Source organism: Rivularia sp. PCC 7116 (genome assembly GCF_000316665.1).
Lineage (GTDB): Bacteria > Cyanobacteriota > Cyanobacteriia > Cyanobacteriales > Nostocaceae > Rivularia.
Window position 1 is genome coordinate 5,727,645 of the sequence record NC_019678.1, and the last position, 19,128, is coordinate 5,746,772.

18 protein-coding genes are annotated in these 19,128 nt (G+C 37.3%); 9 read left to right on the forward strand and 9 right to left on the reverse strand.

The genetic code is table 11. The annotated features are described in order from the left end of the window. Nucleotides 1–200 precede the first annotated feature (200 nt). The 5 genes from dapF to RIV7116_RS22150 form a co-directional block, all read right to left on the reverse strand. Entirely contained in the window at nucleotides 201–1,040 is an 840-nt protein-coding gene (gene dapF / locus RIV7116_RS22130; protein ID WP_015120551.1) for a diaminopimelate epimerase, read from the reverse strand. A gap of 26 nt (nucleotides 1,041–1,066) precedes the next feature. Continuing rightward, complete coding sequence (locus tag RIV7116_RS22135) at nucleotides 1,067–2,086, reverse strand: LD-carboxypeptidase (protein ID WP_015120552.1); 1,020 nt, start codon at nucleotides 2,084–2,086, stop codon at nucleotides 1,067–1,069. A gap of 39 nt (nucleotides 2,087–2,125) precedes the next feature. Beyond that, the gene (locus RIV7116_RS22140) at nucleotides 2,126–2,611 is read right to left on the reverse strand and encodes a hypothetical protein (RefSeq protein ID WP_015120553.1); all 486 of its coding nucleotides are present in this window, start codon (nucleotides 2,609–2,611) and stop codon (nucleotides 2,126–2,128) included. Nucleotides 2,612–2,700: 89 nt separating this feature from the next. Further along, a complete protein-coding gene (locus RIV7116_RS22145; RefSeq protein WP_015120554.1) occupies nucleotides 2,701–3,294 on the reverse strand; it encodes a site-2 protease family protein in 594 nt (197 codons plus the stop codon). A gap of 466 nt (nucleotides 3,295–3,760) precedes the next feature. After that, nucleotides 3,761–4,372, reverse strand: a complete 612-nt coding sequence (locus tag RIV7116_RS22150) for a site-2 protease family protein (RefSeq protein ID WP_015120555.1) — start codon at nucleotides 4,370–4,372, stop codon at nucleotides 3,761–3,763. A 744-nt stretch (nucleotides 4,373–5,116) separates the two neighbouring features. Here RIV7116_RS22150 and RIV7116_RS22155 point away from each other — a divergent pair. Next, complete coding sequence (locus RIV7116_RS22155) at nucleotides 5,117–5,482, forward strand: Lin0512 family protein (protein ID WP_015120556.1); 366 nt, start codon at nucleotides 5,117–5,119, stop codon at nucleotides 5,480–5,482. A 67-nt stretch (nucleotides 5,483–5,549) separates the two neighbouring features. Continuing rightward, entirely contained in the window at nucleotides 5,550–5,936 is a 387-nt protein-coding gene (locus tag RIV7116_RS22160) for a nuclear transport factor 2 family protein (RefSeq protein ID WP_015120557.1), read from the forward strand. Here the strand turns inward: RIV7116_RS22160 and RIV7116_RS22165 are convergent. After that, entirely contained in the window at nucleotides 5,933–6,190 is a 258-nt protein-coding gene (locus tag RIV7116_RS22165) for a hypothetical protein (protein ID WP_015120558.1), read from the reverse strand. The two genes, RIV7116_RS22160 and RIV7116_RS22165, sit on opposite strands and share 4 nt — an antisense overlap. A 189-nt stretch (nucleotides 6,191–6,379) precedes the next feature. On the opposite strand from RIV7116_RS22165, the gene RIV7116_RS22170 reads away from it, so the two are divergent. After that, the gene (locus RIV7116_RS22170) at nucleotides 6,380–6,718 is read left to right on the forward strand and encodes a hypothetical protein (RefSeq protein WP_015120559.1); all 339 of its coding nucleotides are present in this window, start codon (nucleotides 6,380–6,382) and stop codon (nucleotides 6,716–6,718) included. Nucleotides 6,719–7,287: 569 nt separating this feature from the next. On the opposite strand, the gene purH is transcribed toward RIV7116_RS22170, so the two are convergent. Further along, on the reverse strand, nucleotides 7,288–8,829 hold the full coding sequence (purH, locus tag RIV7116_RS22175; protein ID WP_015120560.1) for a bifunctional phosphoribosylaminoimidazolecarboxamide formyltransferase/IMP cyclohydrolase: 1,542 nt from the start codon (nucleotides 8,827–8,829) through the stop codon (nucleotides 7,288–7,290). 215 nt (nucleotides 8,830–9,044) lie between these two features. On the opposite strand from purH, the gene RIV7116_RS22180 reads away from it, so the two are divergent. From RIV7116_RS22180 to RIV7116_RS22195, 4 genes are all read left to right on the forward strand, one after another. Further along, nucleotides 9,045–9,680, forward strand: a complete 636-nt coding sequence (locus tag RIV7116_RS22180; protein WP_015120561.1) for an alpha/beta hydrolase — start codon at nucleotides 9,045–9,047, stop codon at nucleotides 9,678–9,680. A gap of 154 nt (nucleotides 9,681–9,834) precedes the next feature. Beyond that, nucleotides 9,835–10,047, forward strand: coding sequence for a DUF2555 domain-containing protein (locus RIV7116_RS22185; RefSeq protein WP_015120562.1), 213 nt, complete (start codon nucleotides 9,835–9,837; stop codon nucleotides 10,045–10,047). 173 nt (nucleotides 10,048–10,220) lie between these two features. Next, nucleotides 10,221–11,408 (forward strand): bifunctional phosphopantothenoylcysteine decarboxylase/phosphopantothenate--cysteine ligase CoaBC, encoded by a 1,188-nt coding sequence (coaBC, locus tag RIV7116_RS22190; protein ID WP_015120563.1) that lies wholly within the window; start codon nucleotides 10,221–10,223, stop codon nucleotides 11,406–11,408. A gap of 786 nt (nucleotides 11,409–12,194) precedes the next feature. After that, the gene (locus RIV7116_RS22195; RefSeq protein WP_015120564.1) at nucleotides 12,195–14,021 is read left to right on the forward strand and encodes a bifunctional serine/threonine-protein kinase/formylglycine-generating enzyme family protein; all 1,827 of its coding nucleotides are present in this window, start codon (nucleotides 12,195–12,197) and stop codon (nucleotides 14,019–14,021) included. Between the two features lie 57 nt (nucleotides 14,022–14,078). On the opposite strand, the gene RIV7116_RS22200 is transcribed toward RIV7116_RS22195, so the two are convergent. Then, nucleotides 14,079–14,822, reverse strand: coding sequence for a tetratricopeptide repeat protein (locus tag RIV7116_RS22200; RefSeq protein WP_015120565.1), 744 nt, complete (start codon nucleotides 14,820–14,822; stop codon nucleotides 14,079–14,081). A gap of 386 nt (nucleotides 14,823–15,208) precedes the next feature. Then, nucleotides 15,209–15,754, reverse strand: a complete 546-nt coding sequence (locus RIV7116_RS22205; protein ID WP_015120566.1) for a hypothetical protein — start codon at nucleotides 15,752–15,754, stop codon at nucleotides 15,209–15,211. 711 nt (nucleotides 15,755–16,465) lie between these two features. Between RIV7116_RS22205 and RIV7116_RS22210 the strand changes: the two genes are divergently transcribed. Beyond that, the gene (locus RIV7116_RS22210) at nucleotides 16,466–17,953 is read left to right on the forward strand and encodes a site-2 protease family protein (RefSeq protein ID WP_015120567.1); all 1,488 of its coding nucleotides are present in this window, start codon (nucleotides 16,466–16,468) and stop codon (nucleotides 17,951–17,953) included. A 221-nt stretch (nucleotides 17,954–18,174) separates the two neighbouring features. Next, nucleotides 18,175–19,116, forward strand: coding sequence for a prephenate dehydratase domain-containing protein (locus RIV7116_RS34090; RefSeq protein WP_015120568.1), 942 nt, complete (start codon nucleotides 18,175–18,177; stop codon nucleotides 19,114–19,116). Nucleotides 19,117–19,128 lie beyond the last annotated feature (12 nt).

The window sequence follows — 19,128 nt, forward strand, 5'->3', positions numbered from 1 at the left end:
TGTGACGCGCAGCCTTAGTCCTGATTCTATTAAATCTGACTTCTTACACCATTCTCAATTCGGCTCAAAGAAACCCAGTTTCTTGTTGGTTAGATAAGGAAATAATACTGTTTTCACAATTATAAACCGGATTCCTGAAATTGGTGCAAGATGTAAATTTTATCTGACTTCTAATTGTTTACACAACTCACAGCTCACTGTTAACTGATAAACATTTCTTCAGACATTATTCCTTCAGCTACTTTAGTAACTGAACCCGTCATTTGGATCGAAAAATCTTCACTAATTTCAATTAAAATATTTCCTCCTGGCATATGTACAGTAATTGAGCGATCGCATAAATCAAGACGATGTGCAACCGCTGCTGCTGCGCTGCTACTGCTTCCCGATGCTAATGTGTAACCAGCACCTCTTTCCCAAATTTCTAATTGAATGTTTTCTCTATCAAGTACTTTCATAAATTGTACGTTGATGCGATTTGGGAAATATTTGTGGTTTTCGATTAAATAACCATACTTCTTTGCTAACTCTGGCGTAATTTCAGGTAAAGGAATTACACAATGAGGATTGCCAATAGTGGCAGCGCAAAATGTAAAGGTTTTATTGTCAACTGTAATATTTTCGGAAATTACTTCTCTAGGTTCTCCCGTGACGGGTATTTTATCGCTGTCAAAACTGACTTTACCCATTTCAACACGGACGGTTTTACCGTTTTCTAGAACTGAAGATTTAACTAAACCACCTAATGTTTCAATAATAAATTGTTCTTCTTTAACTAGTTTGGTATCCCACAAATAACGGGAGAAAATTCTCAATCCATTTCCGCTTTTCTCTGCTTCGCTACCGTCAGGATTATATATTTTTAATAAAAATTGTCCTTTCTCGGATGTTAATGGCCCATACAGAATACCATCAGAACCAATACCAAAGTTTCTATTACAGATTGTTTGAATTTGTTCGGTAGTGAAAGATTTAGAAACATCCTTTGGATTAATCACTATGTAATCATTGCCAATTGCATGATACTTAAAATATTTCATATAATTATTTACCTTATTAATGCAAATTAACTAACAGCCGCTTCTAACATTTTTATCGTTCCACTATTCGCATCAATTTCTACTTTTACACCTATAGGAAGTGTAAATTTATCCCTGATATGACCAATCATTGAACCATACCATGCTGGAATCCTCAAGGGGCGAATATGTTCTTGTAATACCTGCATTAAAGTTAATGAAGGTTCGTCTCCCATGCTACATCTAGTGCATTGTCCAAATACAAAGCCGGATAGCTGATTCAGAATTCTGGCGTTTTTTAATTGAACTAACATCCTATCTACGCGGTAAACATCTTCACCGATATCTTCTATGAATAAAATACTATTTTTCCATGTTGGTAAATAAGACGAACCCAACATGGAATTTATCACTGACAAATTTCCACCCATAAATTTACCTCTTGCTTTACCTGGTGTAATTATTTCGCGTTGAAGTTTAGTAACTAAAGTATTATTCATTGTCACGGCTTGACCATAGAATAATATACTTTTTACATATTTCAAAGTAAAATTATTCCAAGTAGAAGTAGCTACTGGGCCATGAAAAGTTATAAGTCCGCTACGGGCGGTAATTGCTAATAACAAAGATGTAATATCGCTGTACCCCATAATAATTTTAGGATTAGCGCGAATAGAATTATAATTAAGTAATGGCAGAATACGATTTCCACCCCATCCACCACGCATTGCAATTATTGCCTTAACAGTTTTATCGGTAAACATAGCATTAACATCACGAGCGCGATTTCTATCTTGCCCCGCTAAATAACCGTATCTATCTAAAATATGTCTACCTGCTTTAACTTTTAAACCTAGTGAAGTAAATATTTTTCTTGCTTCTTCAACGTCTGCGGAATCAATGATACCAGCAGGACTAATTAATCCGACTGTATCGCCAATTTTTAAACGTGGTGGTTTAATAATCGCATCAGGAGATATGTTAGCTTGAACGGTGAATAGTGGTATTTGGGTAGAGATAGTTGCTAAACCCAAAGTGGTAATAAATTTTCGGCGATTGATATTCATAATGGAAGTATATTATCATTAACTCCCATATTTCAGGTTTTACTTTGAGATACAGCTATTTTGAGAACTAACAGAAAAACTAGTCGAAGCTGTTAAGGAAGAAAAATTAAATGTAGCGATCGCACTGGTAATACCCAGGAGTGAAATTGAGATAAATATAATCAGAAAAACCGGAAGTATATCTTTGACAATTAATTTAACATAGCGTTCTGTTAATACTGAACTGCCCATAACACCTACAGAGCCAAAGCTTACCAAAATAATTAATCTACAGAATAAATTAATCCAATCTTCCAAGATTGAATTTTGATTTATTTGACATAAAGGTGATTTTCTATCTAAAGCTAAATTAATATACTCTTTTTTTAATGGTGTGAATATATTTTTGCTATCTTCGATGAGAAAACCATCATAATTTTTATATTTAACTATATTTCCTGTACTTTGTGCAAATGTTTGTTTAGTATTTATCGTCATTGCGAATACTAAGGATGCTGCTACTACAGCTATTTTACGATAATTCATCAGCTTGTAAGAATTGAGTAAGCTTTTAAGGAATTGTCGAACAATTAAAAATTGATAAGTAATTTTTAATTTAAAAATGCAATTTGAGTTTATAGAAAACTTCTGATAATTAATTCGGACAACATAACTAAACCTTCAGCGAAGCCGGGAACTAAAAATATAATTATTAAACCGAACATCCCGATTGGACTATCTTGAAATGGCTTAAAACTAGGAAAAAAGCTACAGAATATATGAAATCCATCCAGGGGAGGAATGGGTAGTATATTTAAGAAAAATAAAGTCAAATTAACTCTAGCAGCCAAATGAAGAAATTCCGTACTGACTATTTCTGAATTATAAAAACTTAATAACAGTCCAATTAATATAAATCCCAAAGCTAAATTACATAAAGGACCTGCTACAGATACTAAAAAATCACTGATTCTACCATTACGAAATTTATTAGGATTTATAGGCATTTGTCCCCAAGATATGCCTGCTATACATAGAAAAATTATTGATTGCCATCCCATATGAACTACGGGATTTAAAGTAATATGTCCTGCTTTCTTTGGTGTATTGTCTCCTTGAGCCATCGCTACAACACCATGACAAAGTTCGTGTAAGGTTATTGAAATTATCAGAATTGCAATATATCTAAAGAAAAAAACCGGATTTTGGATAAGCGTATTAATAAACATATAATTTCATTTTTGTTGTCTTTAACATCAAGCAATTCACAGTATAGATATGTCTAACAAGCAAAGTACAGTCATAAAAATACATGTTATTTGTACTTTTATGCATGAATATACGTACTTTTATGAACAGCTATTTTTTCTGTGCTTATGATGTTTTACGACGGTTTTTATTTCTTATGCAGTTGAAGCGTTAAGACGATGTTTGTTTGGAAACCATGGTTGAAACCGCAACTACACCGTTGATTGTCAGCAGACGAATAAAAAAAAATTCTAGGTTGGCTTTCGTTGCTCAACCCAAAACTTCCATGTTTCAAATTTTACTTTAAAATGCAGCTATTACACTTACAAGACTTAGAAATGAAATTAATACAAGTACAATTAGAAAAACCGGAAGCATATTTTTAAGAATTAAGCGTAAGTTGTATAAATATTACTGCGTTCGTAAAATCGGATTTTAATACTTCGCTTAAAACGCTAATGTCAATCTCAAAAAATTTGTAATTATTAAATCTACAATCGTGATTAATCCCGCACCAAAACCAGGAATTAGAAATACAATCATTAAACCAAATGCTCCCATTTGACTACGTTCCAACTGCTTTAATTCTGGAAAAATATTACTAAATATATGAAAACCATCTAGTGGAGGGATGGGTAATAAATTAAATATAAATTGAGCTAAATTAATTCTAGCTGCGAGATAAAGAAAATCTTTACTAATAAATCCTGAATTGTAAAAAAGAGATAGTAATGCAATAAATATAAACCCTAAAGCTAAATTACATAAAGGCCCTGCTGCGGATACTAAAATATCGCTGAATTTACCATTACGAAATTTATAGGGATTTACAGGCATTTGTCCCCAAGACATACCAACAAGACATAGAAAAATTATTGATTCAACTCCCATATGAACCACGGGATTCAAAGTTATATGTCCTAATTTTTTAGGAGTGTCATCTCCTTGACTCAACGCCGCAAAACCATGAGCCAATTCGTGTAAACATATTGAGATAATAACAATTACAATATATCTAAAGAAAAAAGCTGGATGAGTAACAAGTGTAGTGAGAAACATATATTTTTAACTGTGATAGATGCTAGACTAAAAGATTTTATTTCTTGACAGAAAAATCAAAAAGCAAGTTTGATTAAAAGCTTTAACTGATTAGTGATATATGTATTATTGAGCAGCTTTTATTACTCAGTCAGCGGTTGATATACTGAAATAATCTATTCATCAGTAAACGATGCATTAGTTACAATGCTTATTCTCTGTAGTTAATTGCACTAAATAATTCAAGGCGATCGCCAATCATTTTAAAATTGTTTTCATGAAGTTGTCAGATTCTGAGGAAATACCTCAATTTATTTATCGGTAATAATTCTGAATCTATATAGGTTAAATTGTGATGATATTGGAAGATATTTAGGGAGATTAGTTAAATGACGGCGATTACGTGCAAACAAGCATAAATTCTCGGATTTTGATTAATTTTTAACAGTTGATAATTTAAAAAAACTTGTGGTAGCATAATTTACCCATATCCAATGCAAAAACGCTGAAGGCAAAAGGTAAAAGTAGAAATTCTTCCCATTACTTTTACCTCTTGCCTTTTACTTTTTTGAGGAAGTCAAAAATAAATTTATCAGTTACCAGTTACTAATGTGATGGGTATCAATTTTTTCTACCCCCTCTTCCCCCTCTCCCCCCTCCCAATTTTTATACGCCAAAACTAATGAAAACGAGTACTAGAGTTTCCCTTGGGGCACTTAAATCGTTACAGTACAGATATAAAATCGGAAATTATCGGGGATAGCTATGGCACGCCAGCGATTTATTATAGAAATGGGAATGGGTATAGATCAACACGGGCAAGAACCAACCGTGGCAGCCAAAAGAGCGGTGAGAAACGCGATCGCTAACAATGCTTTAATCGGAGTGTTTGAAGTTGCTGGTTTAAGCGATCCGAATGAAATGATTGTAGAAGTGCAGATTGCTCTACCATATCCGGAGCAAGTAAGGGAAGAGGAAGTTTTAGCAGTATTGCCTTTTGGACGCAAAAGCCTTACCCTGCAATCTGGGGGAATGATGGTTGAAGGAAAAGCTATTGAAGTATTGCAAGATAAAAATGACGAAATGTTGATTGCTGTCGCTGCGGTTACAGTTTTGATTGAAAATAATTAATTAGCTGTTAATCTTTGCAACTACATAGATAACTTTAACCTTTGAATTTTGACCTTTAACCTACCCTATGTCACCAGAACAAATCGAATCTATTGTCAACTCTTATCTAGAAAATATGTCAGCTATGAATGCCCAAGGTTGGGTAGAAAATTTTGCTGAAGATGCTTTGAGTTACGATCCAGTCGGGGAACCACCAACTGTAATTCATGAAGGATTTCAAGAATTTATCGGACAATTACAAGCTGTGTTTGCACAACTTGAAGTCACAAAAGAGCATATTTTTATTGCCGGAAATGAAGCTGCTGTCAAATGGACAATGCGAGGAGTTAGTAAAACGCAGAAGACTGTCAGCGTTGAAGGTATTACAGTTTTAGAAATTAACGATGCTGGTAAGATTCAAACTACTCGCGCTTACTGGAATCCGAAAACGATAATAGCTCAATTACGTTCTTAACGTCCGCGCTGTAAATCGTAAATTACCTTTTCTAAATACCAGCGTTCCGATTTACCGGGATGCTGACGCTTTGCTGAGTTAATCAATCTATCGGCTGTATTATGATGTACGAGATTTAATAATTTACGTCGAAGAGCTTTACATCCCCTATCGGATGTACGAGCATGATATCTATTACTTCCGCCATTACGTTTTTTGTGGACTAATAAAGTTAATATTATCGCGATAATTATAAATATTAATGCAATTGGCATACACTCACCCCATACAAGCAGCCAGTTAGATACAAGATATATATATAATTCCCTTGAGTTGGCGTTATTATATCAGTCGATTAAATATTATTTTTCTAAGGTAAAATATTAAAATATAAATATTAGAGTAGGGAAAACCTCTGGCAGTAAGTTCTGTAAAACGATAAATATGCACTGCTGGGAACTGCTATGTCTCAAAATAATAGAGAAGCACTTCGTATTGAAGAACTGTACAAATTAAAGCCAGTACACTTTGCTGACTTAATAAGAGCTGCACAACTAGTTTACGATCCTGGTAAAGGAGTTAGTGGTATTGAAAGAGAAATTGATTGGAATGAATTTGGTATTCCCGATGGCGTTGCCGCAAACCTGCAATTACTCGGTAAGGAATTTCAGTACTCTTCCCCTCATGCACCTGTAGACGAAATTTGGAAACAATTAACTCCCGAAACTCGTATCTGGTTTGTCGAGAATAAAGAAAGATTATGGATTATTGAGGAATCTTTCCCCGCTTTGGATGAAGATTAAAGAAATGAAGAGATAAAGTTAGGAGTTGAAAGTTATCAAACCTCAAATAATAGCTGGTAACTGTTAACTGTAACTAAAAATACAAAAAGCGTTTGGGAGTGTTGCCGTGTTTCCACCCCAAACGCTTTCTGTTTATCACTTGCTCCTCACACACAACCATAGGTTAGCACTACTTCTGTCAATGCACAAGTGTGTGGGGTGACAGTTTGCACAGCGAACATTAATTAATTACCGGTTAAGAAGAGAAACTTTTCAGTTACAGCAAGGATTTTAGAATTATTTGTGGAAATTTAAAAACCCAGTTTTTTCAAAAAAAACCGGGTTGCTCAATATCTCGAATTCTGGTGAATTATGAGAAGTACGTGGTTATTACAATGCTGGCTCAAAAAATCTAACAACTAGAAAGCAAAAAGCGCTCGGGAGTGTTGCCGTGTTTCCACCCCAAGCGCTTTTCACTTTGCTCCTCACACACACAACTATAGATTAGCACTAGCTGGATGAAATGAAAAGCATCTCAGACAACATTTTGTAAAAATCAGTAATTTTTATGGTATAATGCTGTATAATTTTTAGTGCAAGAAATGCCTATTACCGGTTAAAATCATAGACAAGCCTAATTCATTTGCAGCCTTTATAGAATCTTGGTCGCGCAGGCTTCCACCCGGTTGAATAATACCAGTAATTCCCGCAGATGCTGCGGTTCTAACTGAATCATCGAATGGGAAAAATCCGTCGCTAGCAAGAAATCCGCCTTTAGTTTTCTCTCCAGCTTCTTCTAAAGCAATTTTGACTGCGCCGACTCGGTTCATTTGTCCCGCCCCTACCCCTAGGGTAGTGAGTTCTTTACTAACTACAATTGCGTTGGACTTAACATGCTTGCAAACTTTCCAAGCAAACAGTAATTCTTCTATTTCTTTCTGGCTGGGTTTTTTATCAGTGACTATTTGCCATTTATTGCTGTCGGCTATAATATCGTCTGCTGCTTGCATCAGGAAACCACCGGCAATGACTTTGATAGTTTCTTTGGCTCCGCTTTGTAAATCTGGCAGTATTAATACCCGCAGCTTGGATTTAGCGGCGATAATTTCCTTTGCATCATCTTCACAGCCCGGTGCAACTACGCATTCTAAAAATGTCTTGGTTAATTCTGCAGCAGTAGCAGCATCGATTGGTTGATTTAAAGCCACAATACCCCCAAAAGCAGAAATTGAATCGGCATTGAAGGCTTTTTGATAAGCTTCTACCAAAGTATTACCCAAAGCTACACCACAGGGATTAGTATGCTTGAGAACTACAGCTGCGGGAGTATCAGTAAATTCGGTGATGATGCGTCTAGCAGCTTCTAAATCAACTAAATTGTTGTAACTGAGTTCCTTGCCTTGTAATTTAGTCGCAGCAGCCCATCCGCTAGTCGTTCCCGTTTGATACCAAGCAGCAGTTTGATGGGGATTTTCGCCGTAGCGCAAGGATTGTACTTGTTTACCTGTAATCGTGAATTGTTGAGGAGTTTCTTGATTGCCAGAAATTTGATTGCTTAAATAAGCCGAAATTGCTTGGTCGTATTCAGAAGTATGTAAAAATCCTTTTAAAGCGGCTCTTTGACGAAATTCTAAAGACGCTTCGCCTTTATTTTGACGTAAATCTTGTAAATATTCTTCATACTGTGCCGGATTGCATAGTACTGTAAGATGAGCAAAGTTTTTTGCAGATGCTCTTAACATTGCTGGGCCACCGATATCAATTTGTTCGACAGCTTCGGGTAAAGTAACTCCGTCTTTAGCTATAGTTTCCTCAAAAGGGTAAAGATTTACAACTACCAAATCAATCGGACGAATTTGATTGTCTTGTAAATCCGCCACATCTTGAGAATTATCTCTTCGCGCTAAAATACCGCCATGAATTCGCGGATGTAAAGTCTTTACTCGTCCACCCAAAATTTCCGGCGAACCGGTATAATCGGCAACTTTAGTAACAGTTAATCCGGCATCTTTTAAAACTTTAGCGGTGCCTCCACTGCTGATAAATTCAAAGTTAAACTCTTCTTGCAAGCTTCGAGCAAAATCGACTAAGCCTGTTTTGTTAGATACACTCAGCAGTGCTAGACGCGCCATAATCAATAACTTTCCTGGAATCTTAATTTATTAGCAGGGCAAAGAATATTTTAAGACTAAGAGGGGGTTAAAGGTCAAAGGTTACAGGTTAAAGGTTAAAAATCAATAAGTTCTAACTCTTCACTCGCTACTTGCTACTCACTACTTCCTATTCCCTACGATCTCACCCAACAAGTAATATTAGGAGAGCAAACCGGATTTCTTTCTATTGAATAATGGCTAAGGCTTTAGATTTTATCGACGTACCACCCAATAGTGGAGATGCGACTAAAGGATTAATTGTCATCTTACACGGCTGGGGTGCAAATGCAGAAGATGTAGCATCAATAGTACCTTTTTTACAATTACCGGGGTATCATTTTGTATTTCCTAATGCACCTTTTCCCCATCCTCACTCACCCATAGGCAGAGCATGGTATGACCTAAGTCAAGATAATATGTATGAAGGGTTAACTGAAAGCCGGGAATTGCTAATTGATTGCTTGCAGTCTTTAGAAAATAGTACGGGCATACCTTTGAAGCAAACAATTTTGAGTGGTTTTTCTCAGGGAGGGGCGATGACTTTAGATGTAGGATTAAAGCTGCCCTGTTGTGGTTTAATTTCTATGAGTGGGTATTTACATTCAAATATTCAAAATATTGAAACCCCTGCTACAAATATTCTACCGCCAGTGTTAATTATGCACGGGAAACAAGATGCAGTTGTGCCTTTACAAGCTGCAACAAAATCCCGAGATGTACTAGAATCCCTTGCAGTTCCTTTAGAGTATTATGAATTTGAGGGAGGACATCAAATTAGTTCTCAAATGCTGGATGTCGCACGTACTTTCATTCTCAGCAACCTTACTTAATTAAGGTTACAAAAGCTTTACAAAGTACGGTGAATTCCCGGAAGAAAATTCACGTAATTCGCGTCTACTAATGAGTAAGATAGATCGGGTGGATGCGTTAAGCGCAAATAAACCCATGCTGGATGGTGTTGCTACTTATGGGAGGGGCTAACAGATGAAGACTTTGACCATTTCTAAAACCAATATCGCCACTATGACTTCACAGGAAGTGGATAAATTGGCTATACGTTTGGAACAAGACGATTACAGTAATGCTTTTGAAGGTTTGGAAGATTGGCATTTACTGCGTGCGATCGCGTTTCAACGTCCCGAGTTAGTAGAATCCTACATCCACCTTTTGGATTTGGAAGCCTACGACGAAGCGTAATCAGTTGTCAGTTAACAATTAACAGTTAACAGTTATCAGTCGTTTGCTCAAAAGGTGTGGATCGTCAGTTCTCATATTCCGTAAGGCTTTGGTATATATAAGTTTTAGGATGTTTATTGATTATCTGCACCCTCCGGGTGAAAATTGATAAATTGTTGATTGTTAACTGATAAATGAAAAGGGTGTTGATTGGTGTTTGTGGCGGCATCGCTGCTTATAAAATTTGTGAAGTTGTTTCTACTTTGTTTAAATCTGGAGTGGAAGTACGCACAATTGTGACAAACTCCGCACAGCACTTTATTACACCTTTAACTTTCTCTACTCTTTCTCGTCAGTCTGCTTATACTGACGAGAATTTTTGGTATTCGGGTAATTCTCGCCCTTTACATATCGAGTTGGGAGAATGGGCAGATATTTTGTTAATTGCTCCATTGACAGCGAATACTTTGGCAAAGTTAGCTTATGGAATAGCTGACAATCTTTTATTAAATACTGTTTTAGCTTCAACTTGTCCCATTTTGCTGGCTCCAGCGATGAATACCGATATGTGGGAGCAGCAAACGGTACAAGAGAATTGGCAGAAGGTTTTAAATTTAAGTCGCTTTCACGGTTTAGATACTGCATCGGGTTTATTAGCTTGCGACAGGGTTGGTGCGGGAAGAATGGCTGAACCTAGGGAGATTGTTGCTTACGTACAGTCGTTGTTGCAAACTGGGGGAAAGCAAGATTTTTCTGGTAAGAAAGTCTTAATTAGTGCTGGAGGTACGCGAGAATATTTAGATCCGGTGAGGTTTATCGGCAATCCGGCTACGGGAAAAATGGGGTTGGCTTTAGCACATGCGGCTCTACATCGCGGTGCGGATGTGACTTTGGTACGCGGTGCGGCAAGTTGGGATTTTCCTTTGGGAGTTAAGGGTATAACGGTAGATACTGCTGAGGAAATGCGTTTGCAAATGTTACGGTGCTTGCCAGATGCGGATATCATTATTATGTCGGCTGCTGTTGCGGATGTGAAACCGAAGGAATATAGTTCGCAGAAGTTACCGAAAAAGGCGCTTCCGGAAGCTTTAATTTTGGAGAATGTACTCGATATTATTGCTGAATTAGCAAGTCATAAACGCGATAATCAAAAGTTGATTGGTTTCGCTGCTCAAACTGGGGATATTGTGACTCCAGCTAGGGATAAATTGCAAAGGAAGAATTTAGATGCAATTGTTGCTAATCCCATTGATGAAATTGGTAGCGGATTTGGTAGCGATACAAATAAGGCTATATATATAGATAGGAAAGGGAAAGAAGTTGAGATTCCGATGTGTTCTAAGTTGGAAATGGCGCATCGGGTATTAGAGTTAGGAGTTTAGAGACGGGGCGCAGTGCTTAACTTGTTCCCAGTCTCTGGCTGGGAACCCCTAGTAGGAGGCTCTGCCTCCAATACATCTGTTGAGGCAGAGCCTCATGATATGCATTACAAGGCAGAGCCTTGTAACGAGAGTTTAATCTTACTTCTTTTATTTTTTTCAGCGCTTCCAAATTGTATTGAAATTTTGATATTTTAATAATTATCCGATGAATGAGTATTTTGATTTTATTTTTGGAAGTTTATATCTATCAAATAACATCATGTATCATTTTTAATCAGGCATAAAAAAATATTTATTAATTCGGAATATCTCTAAATTTAACAAAATGGTGCGCTAGACTGAAGCCATAATAAACATTAAATTACCCTACAAAATGCTGTTATCAGTCGCTTGACAAAAATTAATGCTTGAAGTAACATGCCCGATATACTGAAAATACTCATGTTAATTGAAAATAAAGATTAAAATAAATATGAAGCTATTTTTGGTTTCTTTTCTAACATCAAAAAGTCGTTAATATCTCACATAAATTTTTTGTGAAATTTGTGTCTACCCATCATCATTTATTTGTGAGATTAAAAAAAGCAAAATATTCTCTGGGAGTGGTTTGTCATATCACCATTACGTTTAGTATGTTTATTTCTGAGTGATGAATCTATTCGGAATTATTTTGTAAACTCTTTGCTTCTTTCTCTATAAAAACCACGTCTAATCGTATATTTATTGTTCACTATCCTGAAACCTAAGTTAACTTTGGGTAAGTTAGAAAGCGGTAGTCTAATAACTATGAAAATCTGCCAGAATCCTAACTGTTCTAATCCTTTTAATTCAAACGGTAATCGGTTTTGTGTTGGTTGCGGTGCCGATAATTTCGGCGACTTATTAAGAAACCGTTACCGCGTCAAAAGGTTATTGGGTACGGGTGGTTTTGGTAGAACTTATGAAGCCCAAGATTTAGATCGACTTGATGCTGCTTGCGTTGTGAAGCAGTTTATCAGGGAATCACAAGGAACTACAGCCCGTGCTAAAGCAGCGCAATTGTTTCGTCAGGAAGCCAAACGTTTGTTTGAGTTAGGGGAAAATCATTCACAGATTCCCCGATTGGTGGCTTATTTTGAGCAAGGTAGCTGCATGTATTTAGTGCAGGAGTTTATTGATGGGGATAATTTACATCAACAGTTGCTGCGAAAAGCTTTTAATGAAACTGAAATTTGGCAAGTTTTAACTGATTTACTGCCGGTGTTGGAATTTATTCATCAACGCCAGGTAATTCATCGCGATATAAAACCGGAAAATATCATCCGTCGAATTGGTGATGGTAAATTGGTTTTGATTGACTTTGGTGGTGCAAAACAGGTTACCCAAAATAATTTAGCCCAGAAGGGTACGGGTATTTATACTCTAGGTTATGCACCAGCCGAACAAATGGCGGGTTATGCTTGTGCTGCTAGCGATTTGTATGCTTTGGGTGCTACCTGCGTGCGGCTGTTAACTGGTTGTTTGGTTAAGCAAGATGAGTATGGAAATCTTTACGATCCAATTTACGATCCAATTAATGGAAAATGGTTGTGGCGAGAATATTTGATAAATAATGGCATTACTATCAGTCACAAGCTGACGCGAATCCTCGATAAATTACTCAAGCATTTTGTGCGGGAAAGGTATCAATCGGCTGCTGATGTGCTGTTAGATGTGAAGGATACTTTATATGATGCCATTCCTTTACCCGTTATAAACAATAATTCCGTTTCCGTGGTTTCGCAACAAAATCAAGCTGATTCCCAACATAGCTTTCAATTTGAGACAATTACCGTAGATAAATATGCCAAAGTAGTTAATCGCGATCGCAACCAGGCAGAGTATTTTTTCCAAGAGTTGGATAACCGCGCAAAGCTAGAAATGGTATACCTTTGCGGCGGCACGTTTATGATGGGTTCCTCGGAATACGAAGGATATGATAGCGAACATCCGCAACATTTTGTGACAATCAAGCCTTTATTTATGAGTAAATTTGCGATTACTCAAGCACAATGGTTAGCAGTAGCCAAACTTCCTCAAATTAAACAGTATTTAAATCCAGAGCCTTCATATTTTAAAGGTGATTCCCACCCGGTAGAGCAAATATCTTGGAATGAAGCGATAGAATTTTGCGCTCGTTTGTCCCAATATTCCGGAAGACAGTACCGTTTACCCAGCGAAGCTGAATGGGAATACGCTTGTCGAGCCAATACAATTACACCTTTTCATTTCGGGGATACCATCACTTCCGATTTGGTAAACCACGACGGTAACTATACTTATGCATCGGCACCCAAAGGAAAATACCGACAAGGTACGACTCCTGTAGGAAGTTTTCTGCCGAATGCTTTTGGTTTGTACGATATGCACGGTAACGTCTGGGAATGGTGCGCCGATCCCTGGCATGATGATTATCATCAGGCTCCCAATGATGGTAGAGTTTGGCTGGAAAATGGGGATAATAATTTACGAGTCATGCGCGGTGGCTCCTGGTTTAACGTACCTCGGTTTTGTCGTAGTGCTTTGCGGTATAAAGGTGAAACGAGTTTGCGGGATGTTTTTATTGGGTTGAGAGTTGTGAGTGATGCGGCTTAAGTTTAAGGATTATTGGGCGGGCAGGGATGCCTACCCCACAAGAGAAAAGCCCGCAGACTATAAGCCTGGGGCTAATACTACGAAGCCCACCTTACGGTGGGCTTTTAACTTACGGCGAGCAACACCGCGATTGTAATAAGCAATATCCGATTGCGGATTTAGCTGGATGGCTTTAGTAAAGTCTGCTATAGCTGTTTGATAATCTTCTAACCGACTGCGAGCAATACCTCGGTTGTAGTAGGTAATATCTATTTTGGGATTAATTTGTATAGCTTTGCTAAAATCAGCGATCGCTGTTTGATAATCTCTTAATTTAAGACGAGCATTACCGCGCTCGTTATAAGCTTTGAAATCGTTGGGATTAAACTGTATGACTTTAGTAAAATCGGCTATTGCTCCTTGATTATCCTGTAGCTGATGAAGAGCAACACCCCGATTATAGTAAGCTTCGGTATCGTTAGGATTAAACTGTATGACTTTGGTAAAGTCAGCTATTGCTCCTTGATTATCTTGTAGCTGTGCGCGAGCAACACCCCGATTGTAGTAAGCAGGCGCTAGTTGAGGATTTATCTGTATGACTTTAGTTAAATCAGCTATTGCTCCCTGATAGTCTCCTTTCTCTAAACGCTTATTACCGTTTTTAAAGTATTCTAGAGCGTCTTGAGGATTTGCTTGAGCTAGCTGTAATTTAGATTCTGGTTTTAGTTGGTTAGTGGAAGGTAAACCTGTGGCATTAGCCTTGGAGCTACAAAAAATTACTCCTAATGCCAAAACAATTGCTGCTGTTTTTGATATTTGCACCTTGAAATCCTGATAACTACAAATGTTGATTAAAAATTTGTTTAAAGTCAATCTTAACTGACTCTAATTAGGATTGTTATACGTACTATTGCTGATTATTCTATCAATGCATAAATTTTATATAGTATTAACTCTGGATGGTGAATAGTTGCACTTTAGGGTTTCCAACAATCAGCTTTAAAGTGCAAATCAATATATTTTTATTTTTGAGGTGTTAAGTGTATTTGATCTAAATATTGCAAAAAAATAATATACTAAAAACCCGGTTATTTCAAAAACCGGGTTAACAAAATTTCAATAAACATCTATTTACAAACTTCTAATCTTAAGCATTATATTCACAAAGCGCCGTGCTTTTGATATAGATGTGAATTTTACAGCTAAGCTTAACGACGGCGACAGTTTAATGTGTAAGTATACTTAAGAAAACTTCTACCCATGTTAATTTTTTTTCTAGACCAAGTGAACTTTCTAGCAGACTTATTAGAGCTTCTTGCCGATACGTATACGATAGCGTTTCTTGTGGGTACAAGATAAGAACGTTCTCCGGGCTTGAAAGTATAGTTACGAGTTTTCCATTTAGATGAATTACGAGGAATATATTCTAATTTTACATTGAGGTAAGCAGGGCAATTGTTATTTAAGTAAAATTGGTATGCTCCAGCATCTAATCTTCTTTGGTCTATTTCTCTTCCTGTTTTTCTGATACCGGAGTTTTTATTCGTAATGTCTAAATCTTTGATACCCCAACCTGCATAAGCAGGACTAACCATACTAGAACATATTGCTCCGAAAGCGATACCTAAAGCTCCTGTTTTGAGAATCACTTTTTTAAATTTACTAACCATTTCTTTATCCTTCTTGACTTGATTGTTTTCCTGTTGCTTGACAGTATTATTAGAGGCGATTGCTTTCTTATTTTGACCAGACATATCGTTTTTTCCTATGATGTTTAATCTGCTATCAACCTCTACGATGGCTTTTAGCTTTTATGCACTTACTTACCGAAAATATTTAATAAATCTGTGAAATCCCGATATTTCATGACTCTATAATTGAAATCATCGACAATGGACGTATCAATAAGATTCCATGCAATACCGATAAGACTTACGCAACTAGAAGTGGCGTTGCACAATTGAACTATGAATTCATTTTGACTTTGCAGTTGCTGCCCCTTAAATCCCGTAATTTTGGGGGAATTTAAATTATTTTTCTCCCCCAGAACTGAGGGTTGGGGGTTGGTAACTGTTATCTAATTTCTACTATTCAAATTTCTAATCAGCAACGCCGAAATTGTCATTACTGCCGGAACCTTAGCGAAGTGAATAATGACGCTGCTTATAAGGGCAGTTCTATCTGGATTAACTTAAATAATTCAAAATTTTAATAATTTACGTCTTCACAAGGGTTTATTTTTTGCAATACCCCTATATATAGGCGCGCCTATTCCTATAATAAGAATACCCTACTATAAAAGAAAAAAAACAGTCAATGCCCTGGATATAAATTTCGTCCCAGACAATCATCGTTATAAATTATTAATAGCCGTTCCAATCGATTTCCATAGGTGAAGGCGGTGGGATAACAGTTATCTGTAAAGCTGATAACTGAAAACTGATAACTGTAAAAAGGTTGCGTATATGTTAAATTCATCAGAAACAGGAATTATAGCTGCGATTGTAGTAATTGCCTTTGGAATTTTGGCATGGGGTTTTATTCGTGCAAAACCTTATGGTAAATTGGGCATTCTAGCTTGGTTCCAGTCGGTTGTGTTGATAACCCCTTGGCTGCTGTATTTCGGTTTGCTTAGTGCGGGGATTTATATCAACATTGCAGGTATATTATTTCTAGCGATCGCCTTTGCTGGTTTATATATTGCCATTGGCAGGCAGTTACGGGCGATGGGGCAAGAAGAAATGATTAAGAAGAAAGCATCCGAAAGAATCGCTGAGGAAGCATCGCAAGAAAAAGCTGACCCATTAATTGCAGGTAATACACCATCACAACCGGAAATAATTCCGATTCCGGAAGAAGATTTGAGTACTATTAGGAGTATTTTCGGCATCGATACATATTTTGCAACCGAAACTATTGCTTATCAAGAAGGAGCTATTTTTAAAGGTAATTTAAGAGGAGAGCCAGAAGAGGTTCACAACCGTTTGAGTGCGAGTTTAAAAGAAAAGGTGGGCGATCAATATCGCTTATTTTTACTAGAAAATCCTGAAGGTAGACCTACAGTAATTGTTTTACCGAGCCGCAACGATCCTCGTTCAATGAGTCCGGGACAGAAAGCCTTTGCAGGTATCCTGTTATTAGCAAGTATCGCTACAAGTTTAGAAGCGGGAGGAATTTTATTAGGTTTTGATTTCTTTTCTAATCCAGCAAGATATCAAGAATCTTTACCTATTACATTAGGTTTTTTCACGGTTTTATTAGCTCACGAGGTGGGACACCGGGTAATTGCCGATCGTCACGGAGTCAAATTGAGTTTGCCTTACCTGCTGCCTTCAGTGCAAATTGGTTCTTTCGGCGCAATTACCCGTTTTGAATCATTGCTGCCCAATCGTAAAGCCTTGTTCGATATTGCTTTAGCAGGTCCAGCCGTTGGAGGAATTGTTTCGTTTCTAATGTTGATTTTGGGATTGTTGCTTTCTCATGAAGGTAGTTTCTTTCAATTACCAAACGAGTTTTTTCAAGGTTCTATTTTAGTCGGAATTTTAGCGCGAGTTTTCCTAGGCAATACTTTGCAATCATCTTTGGTAGACGTAAATCCTTTAGTGATAATTGGCTGGTTGGGTTTAGTGGTTAGTGCTTTTAACTTGATGCCAGCAGGACAGTTAGATGGCGGTAGAATAGTGCAAGCAATTTATGGACGTAAAATAGCCGGACGCACTACATTCGCAACTTTAATTATTTTAGGATTAGTAGGCTTGGGTAATGCTTTAGCTTTATATTGGGCAATTGTGATTTTGTTTTTACAAAGAGACTTAGAGCGTCCGAGCTTAAACGAAATCACCGAACCCGATGATACACGGGCTGTATTAGGACTTGTAGCTTTATTCTTAATGGTTGCAACTTTGATTCCTTTGAGTCCCGGTTTGGCTGGTAAGTTGGGAATTGGCGGATAAGGTAATGGGGAGATTGGGAGGATAAGGTTATAAGGAGATTTACCCTAAAAACTTGTCTGCGCTATCTCCTGCCCTTTTTTATTTCTATCTTACTTTTAGATTACCTATAAAAGTTTCTCCTCTCCCCCAAGAAATTCCGTCATCATAATTTTATACTTTAATCACTAATCAAGTAAAATTATCCCTAGACAATATTCTCTTTGCTTAAACCACCCTCTACTATGCTCTCACGGAAGCCCAGACCTTCGTTTATTCGTTTTGTTGGTATAGCAACTATTGGGTTCGGGCTATGTTTTATTACAGAAAAATCGGTGTTGGCTGATGAATTAGGTTACCTCGGTCCCACCGGAACCTACTCCGAACAAGCAACTAAAGTTTATCAATCGCAAACACCTGGCTTTGAGAAAGTTGTTCCCTACAAAACTATTACTGCTGTCACGACTGCGATTAAAAGTAGTGAGGTGAAAAGGGGACTAATTCCTATCGAAAACTCGGACAGTGGCTTTGTCGCTGAAACCTACCGTCTCATCTTTGAGAAAATCGACCCCGAATGGCGGATAATTGATGAGGTAACGATTCCAATTACCTCTAGTCTGCTTGTAAAAACCGGTACCAAAGCTAGCAATATCAAACAAATTATCTCCCATCCCAATGCTTTACGGGGAGTAGCAACCTATTTAAAACAAAATTTTCCTGAAGTCCCTTTGATTGAGGTAAATTCTACCGCAGCAGCTGCGAAACTAGTATCTAATGGTGACGGTACAACTGCTGCTGTTGCTTCACCTAATGCTGCCAAAGTTTACGGACTTCAAACTATCGCTACTAATATCCAAGATAATAACTACGAGACAAATTTTTGGATAATTGCGCGGTCAAATTTAGCTTCATTCGACCCCAATTCCAACCATTTGATTATTTCAATCAAAGCACCTTCCGGCTCGCGAATCTTTTCAGAAACTATCGCAAAACTACAAAAGGCTGGCTTTTATGTAGTGAATGTCAATTCAATACCCCTTGGTGAAAGTATTCACAGCTATCGCTATTTAATTAGATTTGAATCAAAATCCCAAAATTTCAACAATCTCAAACAAGTAAAAACATTACTCAAAGCAATGCAAAACTCGGACGGAGAAGTAATTCTTCTCGGTGCTTATCAACGCTAAAGCTCTCACTTA

What these genes read in the sequence shown, in the direction of transcription:
- dapF (WP_015120551.1), bottom strand. Translation starts at nt 1,040, where the DNA reads ATGAAATATTTTAAGTATCATGCAATTGGCAATGATTACATAGTGATT.
- RIV7116_RS22135 (WP_015120552.1), bottom strand. Translation starts at nt 2,086, where the DNA reads ATGAATATCAATCGCCGAAAATTTATTACCACTTTGGGTTTAGCAACT.
- RIV7116_RS22140 (WP_015120553.1), bottom strand. Translation starts at nt 2,611, where the DNA reads ATGAATTATCGTAAAATAGCTGTAGTAGCAGCATCCTTAGTATTCGCA.
- RIV7116_RS22145 (WP_015120554.1), bottom strand. Translation starts at nt 3,294, where the DNA reads ATGTTTATTAATACGCTTATCCAAAATCCGGTTTTTTTCTTTAGATAT.
- RIV7116_RS22150 (WP_015120555.1), bottom strand. Translation starts at nt 4,372, where the DNA reads ATGTTTCTCACTACACTTGTTACTCATCCAGCTTTTTTCTTTAGATAT.
- RIV7116_RS22155 (WP_015120556.1), top strand. Translation starts at nt 5,117, where the DNA reads ATGGCACGCCAGCGATTTATTATAGAAATGGGAATGGGTATAGATCAA.
- RIV7116_RS22160 (WP_015120557.1), top strand. Translation starts at nt 5,550, where the DNA reads ATGTCACCAGAACAAATCGAATCTATTGTCAACTCTTATCTAGAAAAT.
- RIV7116_RS22165 (WP_015120558.1), bottom strand. Translation starts at nt 6,190, where the DNA reads ATGCCAATTGCATTAATATTTATAATTATCGCGATAATATTAACTTTA.
- RIV7116_RS22170 (WP_015120559.1), top strand. Translation starts at nt 6,380, where the DNA reads ATGTCTCAAAATAATAGAGAAGCACTTCGTATTGAAGAACTGTACAAA.
- purH (WP_015120560.1), bottom strand. Translation starts at nt 8,829, where the DNA reads ATGGCGCGTCTAGCACTGCTGAGTGTATCTAACAAAACAGGCTTAGTC.
- RIV7116_RS22180 (WP_015120561.1), top strand. Translation starts at nt 9,045, where the DNA reads ATGGCTAAGGCTTTAGATTTTATCGACGTACCACCCAATAGTGGAGAT.
- RIV7116_RS22185 (WP_015120562.1), top strand. Translation starts at nt 9,835, where the DNA reads ATGAAGACTTTGACCATTTCTAAAACCAATATCGCCACTATGACTTCA.
- coaBC (WP_015120563.1), top strand. Translation starts at nt 10,221, where the DNA reads ATGAAAAGGGTGTTGATTGGTGTTTGTGGCGGCATCGCTGCTTATAAA.
- RIV7116_RS22195 (WP_015120564.1), top strand. Translation starts at nt 12,195, where the DNA reads ATGAAAATCTGCCAGAATCCTAACTGTTCTAATCCTTTTAATTCAAAC.
- RIV7116_RS22205 (WP_015120566.1), bottom strand. Translation starts at nt 15,754, where the DNA reads ATGTCTGGTCAAAATAAGAAAGCAATCGCCTCTAATAATACTGTCAAG.
- RIV7116_RS22210 (WP_015120567.1), top strand. Translation starts at nt 16,466, where the DNA reads ATGTTAAATTCATCAGAAACAGGAATTATAGCTGCGATTGTAGTAATT.
- RIV7116_RS34090 (WP_015120568.1), top strand. Translation starts at nt 18,175, where the DNA reads ATGCTCTCACGGAAGCCCAGACCTTCGTTTATTCGTTTTGTTGGTATA.